A 17,651-nucleotide genomic window follows, 5' to 3' on the forward strand; every position below is an offset into this window, starting at 1 on the left:
AAAGTCTTTAATGAGTTATACTAAAGCTATCGCTGAAGCACTTAAATTTATTAGAGATAGGATACTTTTGCTACTTATAATCCGATAAAATGGACATAAATCGTTGTAAAGGCTATCAAAAAGGAGTATAATAAGTGCAACATATCTCGGAGGTGGAAGATGCTAGAAGTAAGAAATCTAGAGAAAAGTTTCGGTTCCAAGCAAGTTTTGTTTGGTGTCGATTTTCAGGCAAGCCCAGGACGAATTCTAGGGCTGGTCGGGAAAAATGGTGCTGGGAAAACAACGATTTTCCACAGTATTTTGAAATTTTTGGAGTATCAAGGAGAGATTAGTCTGGATGGGCAGGAGATTCGCCAGGAAACTTATGCTCGGATTGGCTATCTGCCTGAAGAACGCAGTCTCATGCCCAAGTTGACAGTTCTTGAGCAAGTTCGCTACCTGGCAACTCTAAAAGGCATGGATGCTAAGGAGGTCAAGGAAAAACTCCCTCAATGGATGGAAAAACTGGAAGTTAAGGGGAAATTAACAGATAAAATCAAGAGCCTCTCAAAAGGGAATCAACAGAAAATCCAGCTGATTATCACCCTCATCCATGAACCAAACTTGATTATCCTAGATGAACCTTTTAGTGGTTTGGATCCAGTCAATACTGAGTTACTCAAGCAGGTCATCATAAAAGAAAAAGAGCGTGGTGCGACCATTATCTTTTCAGACCATGTCATGACCAATGTCGAGGAGCTTTGCGATGATATTCTCATGATTCGAGATGGGCGTGTGGTCTTGCATGGCCCGGTCCAAGAAGTTCGTAATCAATACGGTAAAACACGTCTCTTTGTCTCAAGTGAACGAAGCAAGGAAGAGCTGGAAAGTCTTCCTCATGTCAAACAGGTGTGCTTGACCAAGCAAGGCAGTTGGAAATTGATCCTAGATGATGAGAGCGCTGGAAGGGAACTCTTCCCAATCCTCACTCAAGGTCAATACATCGCGACCTTTGACCAACAAGCTCCAACAATCGATGAAATCTTTAAACTAGAATCAGGGGTGGAAGTATGAGAAATATGTGGGTAGTTATTAAAGAAACCTATCTTCGACATGTCAAGTCGTGGAGTTTCTTCTTTATGGTGATTTCGCCGTTCCTCTTTTTAGCCTTATCTGTAGGAATCGGCTTTCTCCAAGGGTCTTCTATGGCCAAGAATAGCAAGATAGCAGTAGTAACAACTGTGCCATCTGTGGAAGAAGGGCTCAAGGGTACCAATGGTATCAACTTTGATTATAAGGATGAAGCCAGTGCCCAGGCTGCTATCAAGGATGAGAAAATCAAGGGTTACCTAACCATTGACCAAGAGGACAGCGTCCTCAAGGCCGTCTATCATGGTGAAACTTCTCTTGAAACAGGCATCAAACTAGCAGTAACCAATAAGTTAAATGAACTGCAATACCAACTGAATCGCTCGGCAGCTAATTTGTCTCAAGAACAGGAAAAACGCCTGAGTCAAACTGTTGATTTTACTGAGAAGATTGATGAATCTAAGGAAAACAAAAAAATTGTTCAAACCATTGCGGCCGCAGGGCTTGGTTTCTTCCTTTATATGATTTTGATTACCTATGCTAGTGTCACTGCTCAGGAAGTAGCTAGCGAGAAAGGAACCAAAATCATGGAGGTGGTCTTCTCTAGTATCCGAGCTAGTCATTATTTCTACGCTCGCATGCTGGCTCTACTTCTTGTGATTTTGACTCATATTGGCATTTACGTCGTGGGTGGACTTGCTGCCATTCTGCTCTTTAAAGACCTACCAATCTTGGCACAATCTGGGATTTTAAATCATCTAGGAGAGGCCTTCTCGCTCAATACCTTATTGTTTGTCTTGGTTAGCCTCTTTATGTACGTTGTTTTAGCAGCCTTCCTAGGATCTATGGTTTCTCGCCCTGAGGATTCAGGAAAGGCCTTGTCGCCATTGATGATCTTGATTATAGCAGGATTTGTCGGAGTGACTTCTCTAGGTGCTGCTGGGGACAATTTAGTTCTGAAAATTGGTTCCTATATTCCTTTCATCTCGACCTTCTTTATGCCGTTTAGAGCTATAAATGGGTATGCAAGTGGTCTAGAAGCTTGGATTTCCCTTGCTATAACGGTTGTTTTTGCAGTCACTGCAACTGCCTTTATCGGACGCATGTATGCTAGCCTAGTCCTTCAAACGGATGATTTGGGAATCTGGAAAACCTTTAAACGTGCCTTAGCTTATAAATAGGAGAGCCTCGCAAAAGCGAGGTTTTTCTAGATGTTAAACACTGAAATCGGCAAAAATATTTTTCATATCTATTGACTTTTAGTAGTGAAATTTGGTATGATAGTAGACGGTATTGTTTACCCCATTTGTAAGGCCCCGGAACCTTTCAAATACCCCGCGGACCGGAACATCCGCCCTGTAAACAAAAACGATATTCATATAGGAGAAATCATGAACAAAACTACATTCATGGCTAAACCAGGCCAAGTAGAACGCAAATGGTACGTTGTTGACGCAACTGATGTACCTCTTGGACGCCTTTCAGCAGTTGTTGCTAGCGTACTTCGCGGAAAAAACAAACCAACATTCACACCACACACTGATACAGGTGACTTCGTAATCGTTATCAATGCTGAAAAAGTTAAATTGACTGGTAAAAAAGCAACTGATAAGATCTACTACACTCACTCAAACCACCCAGGTGGATTGAAACAAATCTCTGCTGGTGAACTTCGTTCTAAAAATGCAGTACGTTTGATCGAAAAATCAGTTAAAGGTATGCTTCCACACAATACTCTTGGCCGAGCTCAAGGTATGAAATTGAAAGTATTCGTTGGAGCTGAGCACACTCACGCTGCACAACAACCAGAAGTTCTTGATATTTCAGGACTTATCTAAGGAAAGGAACAATAAAGTATGTCACAAGCACAATATGCAGGTACTGGACGTCGTAAAAACGCTGTTGCACGCGTTCGCCTTGTTCCAGGAACTGGTAAAATCACTGTTAACAAAAAAGATGTTGAAGAGTACATCCCACACGCTGACCTTCGTCTTGTTATCAACCAACCATTCGCAGTTACTTCAACTGTAGGTTCATACGACGTTTTCGTTAACGTTGTTGGTGGTGGATACGCTGGTCAAGCAGGAGCTATCCGTCACGGTATCGCTCGTGCCCTTCTTCAAGTAGACCCAGACTTCCGCGATTCATTGAAACGCGCAGGACTTCTTACACGTGACTCACGTAAAGTTGAACGTAAGAAACCAGGTCTTAAGAAAGCTCGTAAAGCATCACAATTTAGTAAACGTTAATTCGAGAGAATTACTATACTTACAGAGAGCACCTTTCGAGGTGTTCTTTTTTATATTTTCATACTAAATTGGTGCAATCTGACAAAGTCAGTTGCCTCAGAACGTTAATCAATACGATACTATCAACGTTCACAAGCACTTCATGATTCACACTATGAGGTGTTTTTGATGATTTTTAGCACAATTCACACTATTGTTTCTTTGCATTCAACTCAAATTCTTCTGGTCAAATTATTAACAAATCTTCAAGAAGAGTGATTGGTGAAATAGGCTGTTTGAGGCTTTTATGCTAAACTAGTTTTAATGACAATCTTCTATTTCTAAAGCAACAATAGATCCGTAATTTGTTTTTAATTAAGGAGTTTGGGATTGTAAGAGGGAGATGATATATCTGAAGGAGTATCAATATGAAAAAACGTGCCTTGATTTTACTGGTTTTGTCCATTGTAGTATTTGGAGGAGGCGCATGGCTAGCACAGGAAACAAATCTATTTCTAAGTCCGCGAGCCAAGCAGTTGGCTTATTTAAAGGAGCATCAAAAAGAAATAGAAGATTTTGTAAAGTCTAAAAATTCAAAGATTGAATCTGTTCAAATTGATTGGAGACAGACACAATGGGATAAGGTAGGAAATGGTACACCTCAAGGAGGAGGAGATATTATTGATGTTTATGGAACGTTTAATAACATTGATAATTCTGGTTGGCATGTAATGATAATTGTAGATGATGGAAAAGTTGATTTAGCTTCGATGACATTAGTTAATGGCCTAGGCATTGGAGGGAAACCGTTTGAGTAATAGTAATTTAAAAACCTTTGATAATTTTTATTCAAATTTAACATCATTCATTCCCCACTGACTTCAAATACTTGCTAAAAGTATTTTTTTTTACATTCATGGTATAATATACTTAGATTCCGCTATATAGGAGGAAAGAGATGAAAAAACGTACTTTGGTTTGGCTAGTTATAGCCCTTGTAGTATTTGGAGGAGGCGCATGGATGGCACAGGAAACAAATCTATTTGGAGGAATAACTCTGAGCCCACGGGCTAAGCAGTTGGCTTATCTGAAGGAGCATGAAGAGGAAATGGCGAACTTCGTTAAATCTTGGAATTCAAAAGTTGAGAGTGTCCAATTTGATTGGGATAGTATGGAAGTTGGTCAGGTAGGAAATGGAACTCCTCAAGGCGGAGGTTATATGATGACAGTGAACGGTAGAATCAATAATAATAAGGATACTAAATTTACATTAGGTTTTCCACTAAAACGTAATTTAAATGAAATCCCTGAGAAACTTGTTATTATTCAAATGCAACCAATAAGAATTTTGAAAGGAAATTTATGGGATCTTTATGACTAACAGTAACTTAAAAACCTTTGATAATTTTTACTCAAATTTAATATTACTCATTCTCTACCAACTTAGAATACTTGCTAAAAGTATTTTTTTTTTACATTCATGATATAATATACTTAGATTCCGCTATATAGGAGGAAAGAGATGAAAAAACGTACTTTACTTTGGCTAGTTATAGCCCTTGTAGTATTTGGAGGAGGCGCATGGATGGCACAGAAAACAAATCTATTTGGAGGAATAACTCTGAGTCCACGGGCTAAGCAGTTGGCTTATCTGAAGGAGCATGAAGAGGAGATGGCGAACTTTATAAAGTCTAGAAATCCTAAAGTTGAAAGTGTCCAATTTGATTGGGATAGTATGAAAGTAGAAAATATAGGAAATGGTACCCCTCAAGGTGGGGGATATATTATAACATTGGATGGAAAAATAAATAACAATGAAGATACTGAATTTACAATTGGTTTCCCTATAGAATATAATAGCAATAGTATTCCCAATATTAAGAAAATTTCTGAAATGCAACCGATAAGAGTTTTGAAAGGCAACGTATGGGAGATTTATGACTAACAGTAATTTAAAAACCTTTGATAATTTTTATGCGGATTTAGCGCAATCGGCTTATATTGGTCGTCCCAATAATTTTCCACCTAAAAATAATTCAATAGAAGCAAGAGTGTTTGACTATTCAAAAGAAATAATTTATAACGAAGAAATCACCCCTGGAGGTAAACATCTACCCCATAATGGTAGAGTCTACTTGCAGCCGGATCCTGATTTGCGAGATACTTATAAAGTTACATCGATACCAGTTCCTGATGCGAATGGGATGAGGCAGGATATTCGTCACAAACGGTATCAAAAAGGACTCTTAACTGATGATGAAGCTGGTTTCAGTGCCTACTACTTAACGGATACGCCTACCTTGACTAATGATACTACGAAAACCTATATGACCATCCGCGGAAGTGATGCCATCAGTAAAGAAAATTGGAACGACTGGGTTGACAACGATGCTAAGTTCGCTCTCAATCATATCCATACGCCGCAAGCCAAGTTAGCGACAGTAGGAATGAAAACGAAGATCGCAGAGATGACTGAAAAAGCTCCGCAAGCTACGATGGACATCACAGGTCACTCCTTAGGGACCATTGTCTCTGCGCAAGGGGTAGCTGGCCTCAGTGATGAAGAACTGGAGAAAATCAGCAAAGTCGTCCTCTTTGACGGCCCGGACACGACAAAGAGTTTAAAGAAAATGGGACTCAGTGACGAGAAAATCAAAAAGATTAGCGAAAAAATCGAGTACTATGTCAATCCTTTTGATGTCGTGGGGATGCTTAATCGTGAGCATACCATTACCAAATTACCTGGGGATTCCGATGAACCACTTAAGAAACCCGTCGGTAAAGTCAATGTCCTTGTCCCCTTGCATTATACCCAGATTACTGATCCAGAAAGTTCCCATGACTTTGGTGTTTTCCAATCGGATGGAAAGGGAAATTTATTGACTGCGTCTGAGGATTTTCACCCAGAATTGCTCAGGGCAGGTGAAAAGCTAGCTCGACTGATAGCGACAACGTTGGATTCACTCCGGGCTTTAGGAGTCGATGAAAATGTAGCCTCAAATGTTTTAAATGCCATTATGAGGGGTGAGTTTAAAATAAAGGCAGCTATTGGTTATGCTGTTTACGAGAATTTTACAACTGAATATAGTAAAATTGTCGAAGAAGCTCGTCAGGAATCTATAAAGTGGGATCGAGAAGCTATTCCTCGTTATCAGGAACAACTGAGAAATGGTAATCTTACAGGAGAAAAGAGAATTTTGGTCCGAGCTCAGTTGCTTCAGACAGCAGCCCAGTTGGCAAATTTTGACATGGAAGACAAAGTTAAATCTGTGAAAACCTTACTTTCAGATGCTAAGGAAGATATTCAAAACATGATAAAAGAGACAAGACAGACAGCGTTTGACATGGTTGGATATTTGTCAAGCTCAGAAGTTACGAATCTGCTTTCTGGTTTTGATACAACAAGCTTTTGGGATGAAGGCGTTGCAAGTGACACGAAGACTGCAGCAACATCCTTCCTGACACAAATCGAGCAACTGGGGGAAAGCTTGGTTAAAGCTAGTGGTTCCTTTGAGACCATAGATACAGATAGTGCTGAAGATTTTAACAATCTATTGGCGGATGTAAAACAAACATGGAGGGGAAAAAATGTTAGTCCTAACGGATGAGGATACCTTAATTACAAGAGAGCAACTCGATAGAGGCTTCAAAGAAAGAATGAAGGAACAAGAACGCCAAGCAGTCAGGGCCTTGGTAACTGCAAAAGAGTTGTCAATCCTTGCTAAAGGAACTGAGTTAGCTAAAAAGTTGCAGGAAGCAGCCGCAGATATGCAAGAGTATGCTTCTAAGACCTATGTAAACAATATTAAGGGAGGATTTGAGGGCAAGGCCGCTGATGCTGCTGAAACTTACTTGACCCAGACCATGCAAACCCCTACTTTACAGAGTCCGATTAAAAGCTAGGAGAAAACTGGTCATGGATAAAAAGGAACTTCAGAAACTAGAGGATGAGCATAATCGTAAATTACGAGACTTAGAGCGTTTGGAGATGGATTTGGATGATGATTTCCACAAGTTTAGCAGGGAGACGGATCATCTCCTAGAGGCGCTTTCCTATGCATGTAGAGATAGTAGTTTTGCTGAAATTCAACCATATATCTTGGAGATAGAGAACAATTTGGATAACTATCATCAACTTTACAAGAGTCGTATAGAGAATGTGCTGGAAGCTCGCCATCAAGAGAATAAAAACTTTTATAGAAAGTTAGAAGAAAAGAACGTTTAACAAATATACCTTATCAAAGAAGGATGATGTGAGTTTGTTATTATAGATAAAAAAAGAAGTAATTATACAAGAAAAGTAGATAATTTAATCCTTCTTACTAGTTTTTAGATGGAAATAGCTCTTATTTTTTTATAAATAGAATAAAAAATGAATTTTAAACTTGCAATTAAAGCAAATTGTTGATATAATGAGGGAGTAAATTAATATAAAGGAGTTTCACATGGCTTTAATTCAATTAACAACAGAAGAATTGCGTACCTCTGCTCAAAAGTACACTCAAGGTTCTGAGGAAGTAAGACAAGTACTTCGTACATTGACTCAAGAGCAAAATACTATCCGAGACAACTGGAAAGGTGCTGCTTTTGAGAGCTTTGATCGCCAATTCACAGAATTGTCTCCAAAAATTGAGGAGTTTGCAACTTTGCTTGATGAGATCAATGCACAGTTGAACAAGGTTGCTGAAATTGTTGAACAAAACGACCAAGATCTTGCATCACAAATTTAATTTGTTATATAAGTGGCTTTAGGAGGGCGAGAGCCTTCCTATTTTTTATGACGGAGAAGATTTAAAGTAATATGAGGAAGAATAGAATTTTTAAATATATAGGAAGTAGTTTGTTAGCATTAGGATTGCTTGCATTGATTATTTTTTTGAATCTATCTGTTCAAAAAAATACAACGATTAGCAATGAAAATAATGCAAAGGCTAATCAGCAGACAAAATTAAATGTAGCTATCGTAAATGAAGATAAGCCTGTCTACGTAGATACAAAAGAATACAATCTAGGTGCTAGTTATGTAAAAAATATCGAGCGTGATAATTCACAAAATTGGTCTGTTGTCCCTCGTGGAGCAGCTGATTCTGGGTTAGAAAGTGGGAAATACCAACTCGTTTTAACAATTCCTAGTGACTTTTCTGAAAAAATACTCGATATTAACAGCATCAATGTTGATAAGACAACTATCAATTATAAGGTGAATGCGCAAGGAAATTTGCAAGTAGAAAATGATGCAAATAAACTAGCGAAAGATATTGTTTCTGATTTGAATGGTCAGTTAGTTGACATGTATATGGCTAGTATTTTGAACAACCTTTATACAGCACAAAAGAATGTTCAAGCTAGCTCACAGATACAAGCAACCAATATCGGAAACTATCGTACGAATTTATATAATACAGCTATCAACTCTAAAAATCTTTTCCCAACTCTCTATAGTATGTCTAGTTCCTCTGTTGACGCCAACACTGCTTTAAAGACAGGTTTGGAGGGCTACTCACAGATTTTTGGTCGTTTTGATGTTTCGCAGATTGCCTATGGCGAGAAGTTTGGAACTCTACTTAAGAATAGAGTAGATGAGAAGAAAAATCATGCGGATGTTATCACTGGGCTCATTTCTCAGAGTCGGGAAGACGTTAAGGGACAAATTGAAACCTATAAGGAATTAATTAAAGCTCAAGGTAGTCTGACTGCGAATATAGATGGAACACCAGCATCCACTGATGGAACGTCACCAGAAGTTGAGGCTTACTATAAAAAAGTAGCAGAAAGCATCAGCACAGAGATTGGTAGCTTACAGAAAAATCTAACAGATGAAAGAACCAAGTTTGAAAATCATAAAAATGATATTCATAACTTTATTGATGAGAAATTAGCCACTTACTATGGAACAAGTGAGAAGAGCAAAATCACTCTTGATCGATTTTTGGATAAAGCTGCAAACAAGGATTTAGAGAAGGTTGAGGAATCTCTAAAAGAGCAGCTGGCTTCTGCAATCTCAGAATTACCCAAAGAAGACTTTAGTGGAAAAGAATTTAGTGGTTTTGGTATGACACCAATCACAATTCCTTCTGTAAACTATACAGATTTAAAAACGATTAAAGAGCCAAGCGACGAGATTTCTTTGACGGACTTGAAGAATCTGGAACATCTGGCAATCACGAGTACGAGTGCTGTTGGACGAACAGGAACAAAGGCTAAGGTATCATGGAAGGCTGGAACAGGAGTGACGGTTCATTCGGTCACTTATGATGGCACACCAGTTGAGTTTGGTCAAGAAATTGATTTGAAGACGGGTGGGACTTTCAAAGTAGCCTATAGTGTTGCAGAGGCAGCTCCGACTCCAACTACAAGTTCAACGGGGGCTTCAAGCCCAACTCCAAAAGCGGAGCCAAAGACTGTTGATATTTCCTTGAATGATGTTCAAGCAGTCAGTGCTCCGATAGATGTCTTAGCCGTTCAGCAAGCAGCAGTGACTTATGGACAAAAGGTTCAGAAAATAGCTTCTGACTACCAAAAGGTGGAAGCACTCAGACAAGCATACAATACTGTCAAAGAGTTACGAAATAGTGATGTAACAGATGCTTTATCAAATATTTGGCTTGAAGCTATTAGTTCAAACCTGAAGAAGTATGAAGACAGTCTGACTGCACCTGCTAGCGATACAGATACAGAGGGTACTAAAGAGAAAGTAGATAAAGCCTTGTCAAAACTGACTACTCTCAAGCCTGTTCTAGAAAAAAATGTGAAGGATGTTTTGACTACCAACCAAGAATTGAATACAAAAATCAATGAACAGTTAGAGTTGTACAAGAAGTTGGAAGAAAATCTAAAGGATTTGGTTGAGAAGCAAGGGAAAGGCAATGATGCTTTTGAAGAGACTAATAATCAATTGGCTACCCTAAATTCGGATTATGCAGCTCTCTTGTCAGAAACTACGGGTGTGAAGGAATCTTCTCAAAGTAATGTCAAAGCTGCAGAGTCTGTGAATGAGACTTTAGGTAATTTCAATCGTGAATTGTCAAACGCTCAAACAAGTACTGAAAAGTTGTCACAAGATGCTGACTCCTTGATGACGCAGTTTAACGAAGAATTAACTAACAATGGAAACTTTGTAGAATCCTTTGTGAAGGTTCTGAATAATGCCTATCAAAATGGGGTACCAAATGAAGTGTTGTTGAACTTCTTATCCAATCCTGTTACCCAAAATGCTACTTCAGTGAAAGCGACTGTCAATGTTTACCGTCCATTTACATGGATTTTACTATTGGAGATTGTTAGTCTCTTTACAGCCTATCTGTTTGCAACTCAAAACGTTATTCGCAAAGTCAAAGATAAGTTCAAACTTGATAAGTTACATGATACAGACTTGATGACGGTAACCATCCTATCTGCTTTAAGTATCGTTGTCGGATTGGTAGTTGGTGTTGTATCAAGTGTTCAGCTACAGGTTGGTCGTGAATATCAACCATCTTGGGTTCTATTAATTGTTTTAGCCGCATTTGTACTGATTCAAGGACAATATCTATTGCTTAAACATTTCCGAGTGATTGGTATGGGACTCTCCTTCTTTATGATGATTAGCTTTGTCTACCTATCAAATGCTATTGGGACAACAGCAAGTCTAACTGGTTTCCCAGCATTTATCAAAAATCTCAATGCGTTATCAATATTAGAAGGTTTGCTTTCAGGATACTTTGATGGACATCCAGCAGCAATTATCGCTTTTGTTGCAACGATTGTTGTCATAGCTGTTTTACTTGTTATAAATATTTTTATCAGAGAAAGTAGTTTGTGGTTTCAAGCAAGCCAAGCTGAGAAAGAATAGAAAATAGAAATATGAAGAAAATCATTCTTTTCCTTCTTACCTTAGTAACATGTGCAGCAGTCTCTGGGGCTGCTGCAGATGATTTGAAGGATAACAGTCTGCAGATTGATGATTCCCGACTTGAAAAGAAAGAGGGATTGAAATTTGGTCTACAGTCTGAACAAACCAAGGAGCTTTTTAATGAAGCAACTCAAAAGAGGTTGCAGGACATGCAACAGCATCAAGAGGAACAGTTGATCACAGAAAGGGGCCAACTGTTTTCTGCTATACAGAGACCAGTGAAAAAATCTTCTGAAGAACAGTTGTTTCAGCCCAATGCTCAAAAAACAATTAAATTTCAAACAAATATAGGCCATGTAGAAAAAGGTGGTCTGAATGACTTTCTTCCAGAGATATTCTATGTGGTGTTGATTTTCTTGCTTTTTGGAGCAACGGCAGTAATGAGTTATCGTGTGATGGTAGAAGGGATGGACTAAGTTTTTAACTAGTCTGTCTAAATAACTTAGAAAAGGATAAACCAGGCATAGGAGGCGTGTAAAAGGTGGAGCAACATATCAATATTACCCTACGTTTGAGAGAAAGAGATGTGGATATTCGCATCCCACGGCGAATTGAAGTGCGCCGGCTGGTGCGAGAAGTGGATACGATTTTTAATCCAGGTATCAAGCGAAAAAAATATCAATTAAGAATTGTCAATAAAGGTTTGTTGATTGATGAAGGGAAACATCTGTCTGATTATCCTATGACGACAGGAGATTTAGTAGAAATTGAGGAGATATAGGTGGCTGAAGAAAAATTTGAATTTGGTGGACAGTCGTTTGTCTATGAAAAAAATGAAACAAACTGGGAATTAAAACTCAAACGTTCAGATGTTGCGAGTCAAGATTTACGGGAACTCTTACTATTGGATTTGCATCATCCATTCTTTTTGGAGCAATCGATGGTATCTGATGAGGATAGTGTCACCTTCTCCTATCAAGTCGAAGCTTATGGACTGACTTATGAGGAAATAAAGGAACGTACCATTTCGGAAAGAATCCGTTTGGCCCTAAACGTTTTTCGTCTAGAGGGCGCCTTGGAGTTACCTGTGACTTTCCTTTTGCACCCAGTAAATCTCTTTATTACCAAGGATGCTCAGGCTAAGATTGCTTATCGCGGAATTCCTGGTCTGATGGTTCCTCAATCAATATCCTCAGAAGATTTTTTACGCCAGGCTAAATGTTTTACAGTAACACTATTTAGCGATTTGGATTTCATGGATCTTTATAATGGTTCCTTGGAATTAGAGACCTTGCCCGACTTCTTAAATGACCTATGTCAGGCAGATGATATAGAGGCTGCAGTAGCTGTTTTGGAGAAGTACTACACGGAGAAGGCTGCGAAAGAACGGGCAGATTTGGTCTTGGTTCCAAGTAGACGCCATCGTGTCTTTAAACTGGCAACGATTTGGTTAACAGCCAGCGTTGTCTTGTTGATCGTTCCACTTATCTATCTGATTTTTGTGCAAAATCCTTTCAAAGAAAAGATGTTGCAGGCAGATACTGCCTTTATTAAAGTGGATTATAGTGGTGTTATTACAGAATTAGAGAGAATTGATCCAGCTAGCTTGCCGAATACGCAAAAGTATGAGTTGGCTTACTCTTATATTCAGGGGTTGGAATTTTCTTCTGAACAAAAGAAAGTCATCTTGAACAACGTAACACTCAAGTCAGATGAGCTTTATTTGACTTACTGGATCCAGGTTGGGCGCAATCGTTTTGAAGAGGCTCTTGATATTGCGAAACGGATTAACGACAGTGACTTGATTCTCTACGCTTTGACTCAGGAAATCAAGCAGGTTCGAGAAGATGGCAACTTGTCAGGAAAAGACCGTGAAAGTAAGTTGAATACTTTGGAAAGCGAGTATAAGAAATACTGGGATAGTCGAAGTGAGCTACTAACGAGTGAATCAAGCTCCAATGCTTCTACAACTCCTAATCCGCAAGACAAGGCTTCTGAAAGCAAACCGTCATCTGAGAAGAAACCTGTTCCAAGTAGCTCCTCTAGCAATTAAAGTAGACCAAGGAGAGAAATTATGAAAAAACAAATCATTTTCTACAGCCAAGGTCTGCGTTATGAAGTAGAACTGGGTGTAGATAAGACGGTCTTGATCGGGGCGACTGAAAAGGCCCAAGTCTACCTTTATCAACAGGAAAGACCGATTCAGCTCAAGGTCGATGGTGACGAGGTCTTTTATCAGTACGACGATGAAGTGGGACTCTTGAAAGATGGTCTGCGTTTGGGTGAGGTCGTCTTTTATCTCCGAGAAGGGGAGCCAAGGGTTTATGACCTTTTGGATTTATCAGAGTTTCAGATTGGCTCTCAAAAAGGTGCATTGATCACACTAGATGGAGATGTTGAACTCTTACTCCAAAAATCCCAAAATCAATGGAAGCTAACTCGACTAAAAGGCGCATTTTATCGAAACAATCATCTGGAACAAATGGACCAGCAATTGATTGGTTTTGGAGATGAGTTGAGTCTAGGGGCGGTGACGATCAAGTTCTATCCAGATGAAGTATGGGTCCAGGGTCCTGCCCAAGTTGGGCCACAACTGACTCTGAGAGAACCATCTCGATATGGTTTTTATGAAGATTATCCAGATTATCATCGTTCTCCACGGATCATCTATCGTGGTAGCGAGGATAAAATCTTGATTAATCCCCCAGGCCAGGAACCGGTTAAACCGAGCGATGAACTGTTAAAGCTGATCGTTCCTCCTCTGATGATGGTCGGAGTAACCGTCTTAATCACCTTGATTCAACCTCGAGGGATCTATATTCTTGCGACAGTAGGGATGTCCATAACCACAATGATTTTTTCTATCCGTGGTTTTATCAAAAATCGTAAAAAGTATAAGGCTGATAAGAAGGAACGGGTCGATCTCTATCGTCTTTACCTGAAAGATAAGGTCAAGGAATTGACTCGTCTGGAACGAGAACAAAAAGAAGGGATGCACTATCATTTTCCAACGATTTTAGAGTTGACGGACTTGGTTGAGAGTTACAATCACCGGATTTATGAAAAGACTCCCTTGCATTTTGACTTTTTATACTATCGCTTGGGACTTGGGAAAATGCCGACTAGCTATGACTTGAAATACGGTCAACAGGAGCGTAGTGGTAAGAAGGATGCTCTAGAAGAAGAGGGTTACGCTCTCTATAGTCGTCACAAAAAGATCCCAGATATGCCAATCCCGGCAAACCTCAGCCATGGACCAGTGGGTTATATTGGACCTAGAAATCTCGTCCTAGAGCAACTGCAGCTTTTGGTGATGCAGCTAGCGACTTTCCATTCTTATCATGATGTGCAGTTTATTACGATCCTGCCTGAAGAGGAAAAAGAGCAATGGTCTTGGATGCGTTGGCTTCCTCATGCCAAACTGCAAGAACTCAATGTTCGCGGTTTTGTCTACAATCAACGAACACGGGACCAAGTTCTGAATAGTTTGAACCAAATCTTGAAACTACGCCGTAGTCAAAAGGAAGAAGCAACCCACAAGGAGAGCACCCTCTTCCATCCCCATTACGTGGTTCTAGTGACCGATGAAAAGTTGATTTTGGATCATATCATCATGGAGTTCTTTACCGAAGATCCAACGGAATTAGGCTGCTCTCTCATCTTTGTAGAGGATGTCATGAGTTCCTTGTCTGAGAACATCCAGACAGTGATCAATATCAAGGACCGTAATACAGGCCAACTGGTCATGGAAGAAGGAGTTTTGAAAGAGACGGATTTCCGTTTGGACCATTTCCCAGCAGATTATGACAAGGAGCGGATCGCCCGTACCTTGGCACCGCTCAATCACCTCCAAAATCTTAAGAGTTCCATCCCAGATTCTGTGACCTTTATGGAAATGTATGGGGCGGAGACCTTTGAGGATTTGCAGGTATCGAGCCGTTGGAAAAAGAACGCACCTTACAAGAGTTTGGCTGTGCCAATTGGTCTGCGTGGTCAGGATGACCTGGTTCAGCTCAATCTACATGAAAAAGCCCATGGACCTCATGGTTTGATCGCAGGGACGACTGGTTCAGGGAAGTCGGAAACTATCCAATCCTATATCCTATCCCTCGCTGTTAACTTCCACCCTCATGATGTGGCTTTCTTGCTGATTGACTATAAGGGTGGTGGGATGGCCAATCTCTTTAAAAACCTGCCTCACCTCTTGGGGACGATTACCAACTTGGATGGTGCCCAATCTATGCGGGCTCTGGCTTCGATTAATGCGGAGATCCATCGTCGTGAACGACTCTTTGGAGAGTTCGAAGTCAACCATATCAATCAATACCAGAAGAAATTTAAAAACGGAGAAGCGACAGAACCGCTCCCTCACCTCTTTCTCATCTCAGATGAGTTCGCAGAGCTCAAGGTCAACCAGCCAGACTTTATCAAGGAGCTGGTATCCATCGCGCGTGTCGGACGTTCCCTCGGGGTCCACTTGATCCTAGCTACTCAGAAACCATCTGGTGTGGTGGATGACCAGATCTGGTCTAACTCACGCTTCAAGATCGCCCTTAAGGTGGCAGACCGTTCGGACTCCAATGAAATGCTTCATACACCGGACGCGGCCGAGATTACCCAGACAGGACGTGCCTATCTACAGGTCGGGAATAACGAAGTCTATGAGCTCTTCCAGTCAGCCTGGTCAGGGGCAGATTACCAGCCGGACAAGGACGATATGGGGATTGAGGACCACACCATCTACCTTATCAATGAATTGGGCCAATATGAGATCTTGAATGAAGACCTATCGGGCTTAGAAGATGTGGATGAGATCAAGGAAGTTCCGACAGAGTTGGATGCGATAGTGCACCATATCCAGCTCTTGTGTGAAGAACAAGAGATTCCTCCAGTACCACAGCCATGGTTGCCACCGCTCAAAGAGCGAATCGCACTAGACGAACTGGAAGAAGTGCAACCGACAGTAGCCTGGGGACAAGAGAAACCACTCTCTGTCCTCTTGGGGATGGCGGATATCCCGCAGGCCCAGAAGCAGGAAGCTGTCTCTATCAATCTCTCCAAGGATGGTCATATCCTCCTTTATGGAAGTCCGGGTACAGGAAAGACCACCTTCCTTCAGACTGCTGGTATGGACTTGGCTCGTAAATTCAGTCCCAAGGCCCTTACCATGTACTTGATGGACTTTGGTACTAATGGTTTGGCTCCATTGTCCAAGCTTCCACAGGTGGCGGATACCATGCTTTTGGACCAAACGGAGAAAATCTCTAAGTTTGTACGAATCATGGAGCGCGAACTCAACCGTCGTAAGAAACTCCTTGCGGACTATGGTGTTGGGACCTTAGACCTCTACCGTCAGGCCAGTGGTCAGGAAGAGCCGGCTATCGTCATCCTCTTAGATAGCTATGAAGCCTTCAAGGAAGAAGCCTATGAGGCGGAACTCTTCAAGCTCTTGGTGCGTATCTCTCGTGAAGGTCTCAGTATCGGGGTTCACCTCTTGATGACAGCCGGTCGTCAAACCAACCTTCGTGCTCAGCTCTACTCGAACTTCAAGCACCAGTTGAGCCTGCCACAAAATGAGGCAGGTGAAGTGCGGGCAATCGTGGGCTCTACACCACTTGCTATGACTATGGAAGATATCAAGGGACGTGCCCTTATGAAGCGTGAAGAGGTGGATGTCATCCAGCTGGCACTCCCAGTTTATGGAGCCAATGACACCCAAGTTCTCAACAACCTACGTCAGGAAGTCGCTTCCCTCCAAGAAGCCTGGACCGGCCAGCGCCCAAGTGCCATCCCGATGGTGCCAGAGGAGTTGACGATGGAAGAATTTTTGAATTTGCCTGATGTACAAGAGGCTATTGAGAATGATCAGATTCCTATCGGTTTGGAACTAGAAATGGTTGGAAGTGTCAATATCTCTCTTAGCAAATTTAAACACATGGCTTATGTGTCAAATGCAGAAGACGCTTTTGATAATATAACGCATCATTTATTAAAAACTATTCTTAGAATGCCTAACGTCCATATGATGTTGATTGATGCTTTCCAAGAATATGAAGCATATAATGACCAGGTGAAAACCTATGTTGGAAGCAAAAAGGAACTATCGGACATAGGAAATCAGCTAATCTATGAAATAGAACGCCGTCTTGAAAAAGGCATATCATCTGAGTGGATCATTTTTATACCTAATATGAGAGCACTAGTATCCGAAAGCGATTTAAATGATCAACAGCTTCAATTTATGTTTGAGAATGGGTATCGAGTAGGGATGAGGTTTATTATTGGTACTGATTATACTTATATTGGGACAAGCATCGACCCAATTCCTAGATACCTCAAAACAAATGTCCAATGGGTCATCTTTGGTATGCGCCTAATGGATCAAACCTTCTTAGATAAAGGAATGTATAACAGAGATGTGGCTCCAGATCTCGATCAGGTTTATTTACATTCTCGGAAAGAAGTCATCAAACTTAAAATTAGTAAGAATAAGTAAAACTATTTTTTGATACTTAAGATTCAAC

16 protein-coding genes are annotated in these 17,651 nt (G+C 40.5%); all 16 read left to right on the forward strand.

Annotated features, from left to right (window positions below):
- Nucleotides 1–159: 159 nt before the first annotated feature.
- Nucleotides 160–1,053 carry an ABC transporter ATP-binding protein gene (locus tag GMD3S_RS0203065; RefSeq protein ID WP_000895266.1) on the forward strand — a complete coding sequence of 298 codons (894 nt, stop codon included), beginning with the start codon at nucleotides 160–162 and terminating at the stop codon, nucleotides 1,051–1,053.
- On the forward strand, nucleotides 1,050–2,249 hold the full coding sequence (locus tag GMD3S_RS0203070; protein ID WP_001245366.1) for an ABC transporter permease: 1,200 nt from the start codon (nucleotides 1,050–1,052) through the stop codon (nucleotides 2,247–2,249). The genes GMD3S_RS0203065 and GMD3S_RS0203070 overlap by 4 nt, the downstream gene beginning before the upstream one ends.
- Nucleotides 2,250–2,459: 210 nt before the next feature.
- Entirely contained in the window at nucleotides 2,460–2,906 is a 447-nt protein-coding gene (gene rplM, locus GMD3S_RS0203075; protein WP_001044624.1) for a 50S ribosomal protein L13, read from the forward strand.
- Between the two features lie 18 nt (nucleotides 2,907–2,924).
- Nucleotides 2,925–3,317 (forward strand): 30S ribosomal protein S9, encoded by a 393-nt coding sequence (rpsI, locus tag GMD3S_RS0203080; protein ID WP_000075969.1) that lies wholly within the window; start codon nucleotides 2,925–2,927, stop codon nucleotides 3,315–3,317.
- Between the two features lie 407 nt (nucleotides 3,318–3,724).
- Nucleotides 3,725–4,114 carry a hypothetical protein gene (locus GMD3S_RS0203085; RefSeq protein WP_000745394.1) on the forward strand — a complete coding sequence of 130 codons (390 nt, stop codon included), beginning with the start codon at nucleotides 3,725–3,727 and terminating at the stop codon, nucleotides 4,112–4,114.
- A 140-nt stretch (nucleotides 4,115–4,254) separates the two neighbouring features.
- The gene (locus tag GMD3S_RS0203090; protein WP_000747477.1) at nucleotides 4,255–4,677 is read left to right on the forward strand and encodes a hypothetical protein; all 423 of its coding nucleotides are present in this window, start codon (nucleotides 4,255–4,257) and stop codon (nucleotides 4,675–4,677) included.
- 141 nt (nucleotides 4,678–4,818) lie between these two features.
- Nucleotides 4,819–5,241 (forward strand): hypothetical protein, encoded by a 423-nt coding sequence (locus GMD3S_RS0203095; RefSeq protein WP_000747465.1) that lies wholly within the window; start codon nucleotides 4,819–4,821, stop codon nucleotides 5,239–5,241.
- Nucleotides 5,234–6,904 carry a cutinase family protein gene (locus GMD3S_RS0203100; RefSeq protein WP_000185207.1) on the forward strand — a complete coding sequence of 557 codons (1,671 nt, stop codon included), beginning with the start codon at nucleotides 5,234–5,236 and terminating at the stop codon, nucleotides 6,902–6,904. Before GMD3S_RS0203095 ends, GMD3S_RS0203100 begins: the two co-directional genes overlap by 8 nt.
- Nucleotides 6,885–7,199, forward strand: coding sequence for a hypothetical protein (locus tag GMD3S_RS0203105; RefSeq protein ID WP_000960729.1), 315 nt, complete (start codon nucleotides 6,885–6,887; stop codon nucleotides 7,197–7,199). Before GMD3S_RS0203100 ends, GMD3S_RS0203105 begins: the two co-directional genes overlap by 20 nt.
- A gap of 13 nt (nucleotides 7,200–7,212) precedes the next feature.
- Nucleotides 7,213–7,521: a hypothetical protein gene (locus GMD3S_RS0203110; protein ID WP_000358233.1), complete on the forward strand. Its 309-nt coding sequence runs from the start codon at nucleotides 7,213–7,215 to the stop codon at nucleotides 7,519–7,521.
- A gap of 220 nt (nucleotides 7,522–7,741) precedes the next feature.
- On the forward strand, nucleotides 7,742–8,026 hold the full coding sequence (locus GMD3S_RS0203115; protein ID WP_001173991.1) for a WXG100 family type VII secretion target: 285 nt from the start codon (nucleotides 7,742–7,744) through the stop codon (nucleotides 8,024–8,026).
- Nucleotides 8,027–8,097: 71 nt separating this feature from the next.
- Nucleotides 8,098–11,127, forward strand: coding sequence for a type VII secretion protein EsaA (esaA, locus tag GMD3S_RS0203120; protein WP_025172950.1), 3,030 nt, complete (start codon nucleotides 8,098–8,100; stop codon nucleotides 11,125–11,127).
- An 11-nt stretch (nucleotides 11,128–11,138) separates the two neighbouring features.
- Entirely contained in the window at nucleotides 11,139–11,603 is a 465-nt protein-coding gene (essA, locus tag GMD3S_RS0203125) for a type VII secretion protein EssA (RefSeq protein ID WP_000720508.1), read from the forward strand.
- A gap of 65 nt (nucleotides 11,604–11,668) precedes the next feature.
- Nucleotides 11,669–11,908, forward strand: a complete 240-nt coding sequence (locus GMD3S_RS0203130) for an EsaB/YukD family protein (RefSeq protein WP_000434883.1) — start codon at nucleotides 11,669–11,671, stop codon at nucleotides 11,906–11,908.
- Nucleotides 11,909–13,180, forward strand: coding sequence for a type VII secretion protein EssB (essB, locus tag GMD3S_RS0203135; RefSeq protein ID WP_000796950.1), 1,272 nt, complete (start codon nucleotides 11,909–11,911; stop codon nucleotides 13,178–13,180).
- A gap of 21 nt (nucleotides 13,181–13,201) precedes the next feature.
- Complete coding sequence (gene essC, locus GMD3S_RS0203140; protein ID WP_000744023.1) at nucleotides 13,202–17,623, forward strand: type VII secretion protein EssC; 4,422 nt, start codon at nucleotides 13,202–13,204, stop codon at nucleotides 17,621–17,623.
- Nucleotides 17,624–17,651 lie beyond the last annotated feature (28 nt).

This window comes from Streptococcus sp. GMD3S (genome assembly GCF_000298695.2).
Taxonomy (GTDB): domain Bacteria; phylum Bacillota; class Bacilli; order Lactobacillales; family Streptococcaceae; genus Streptococcus.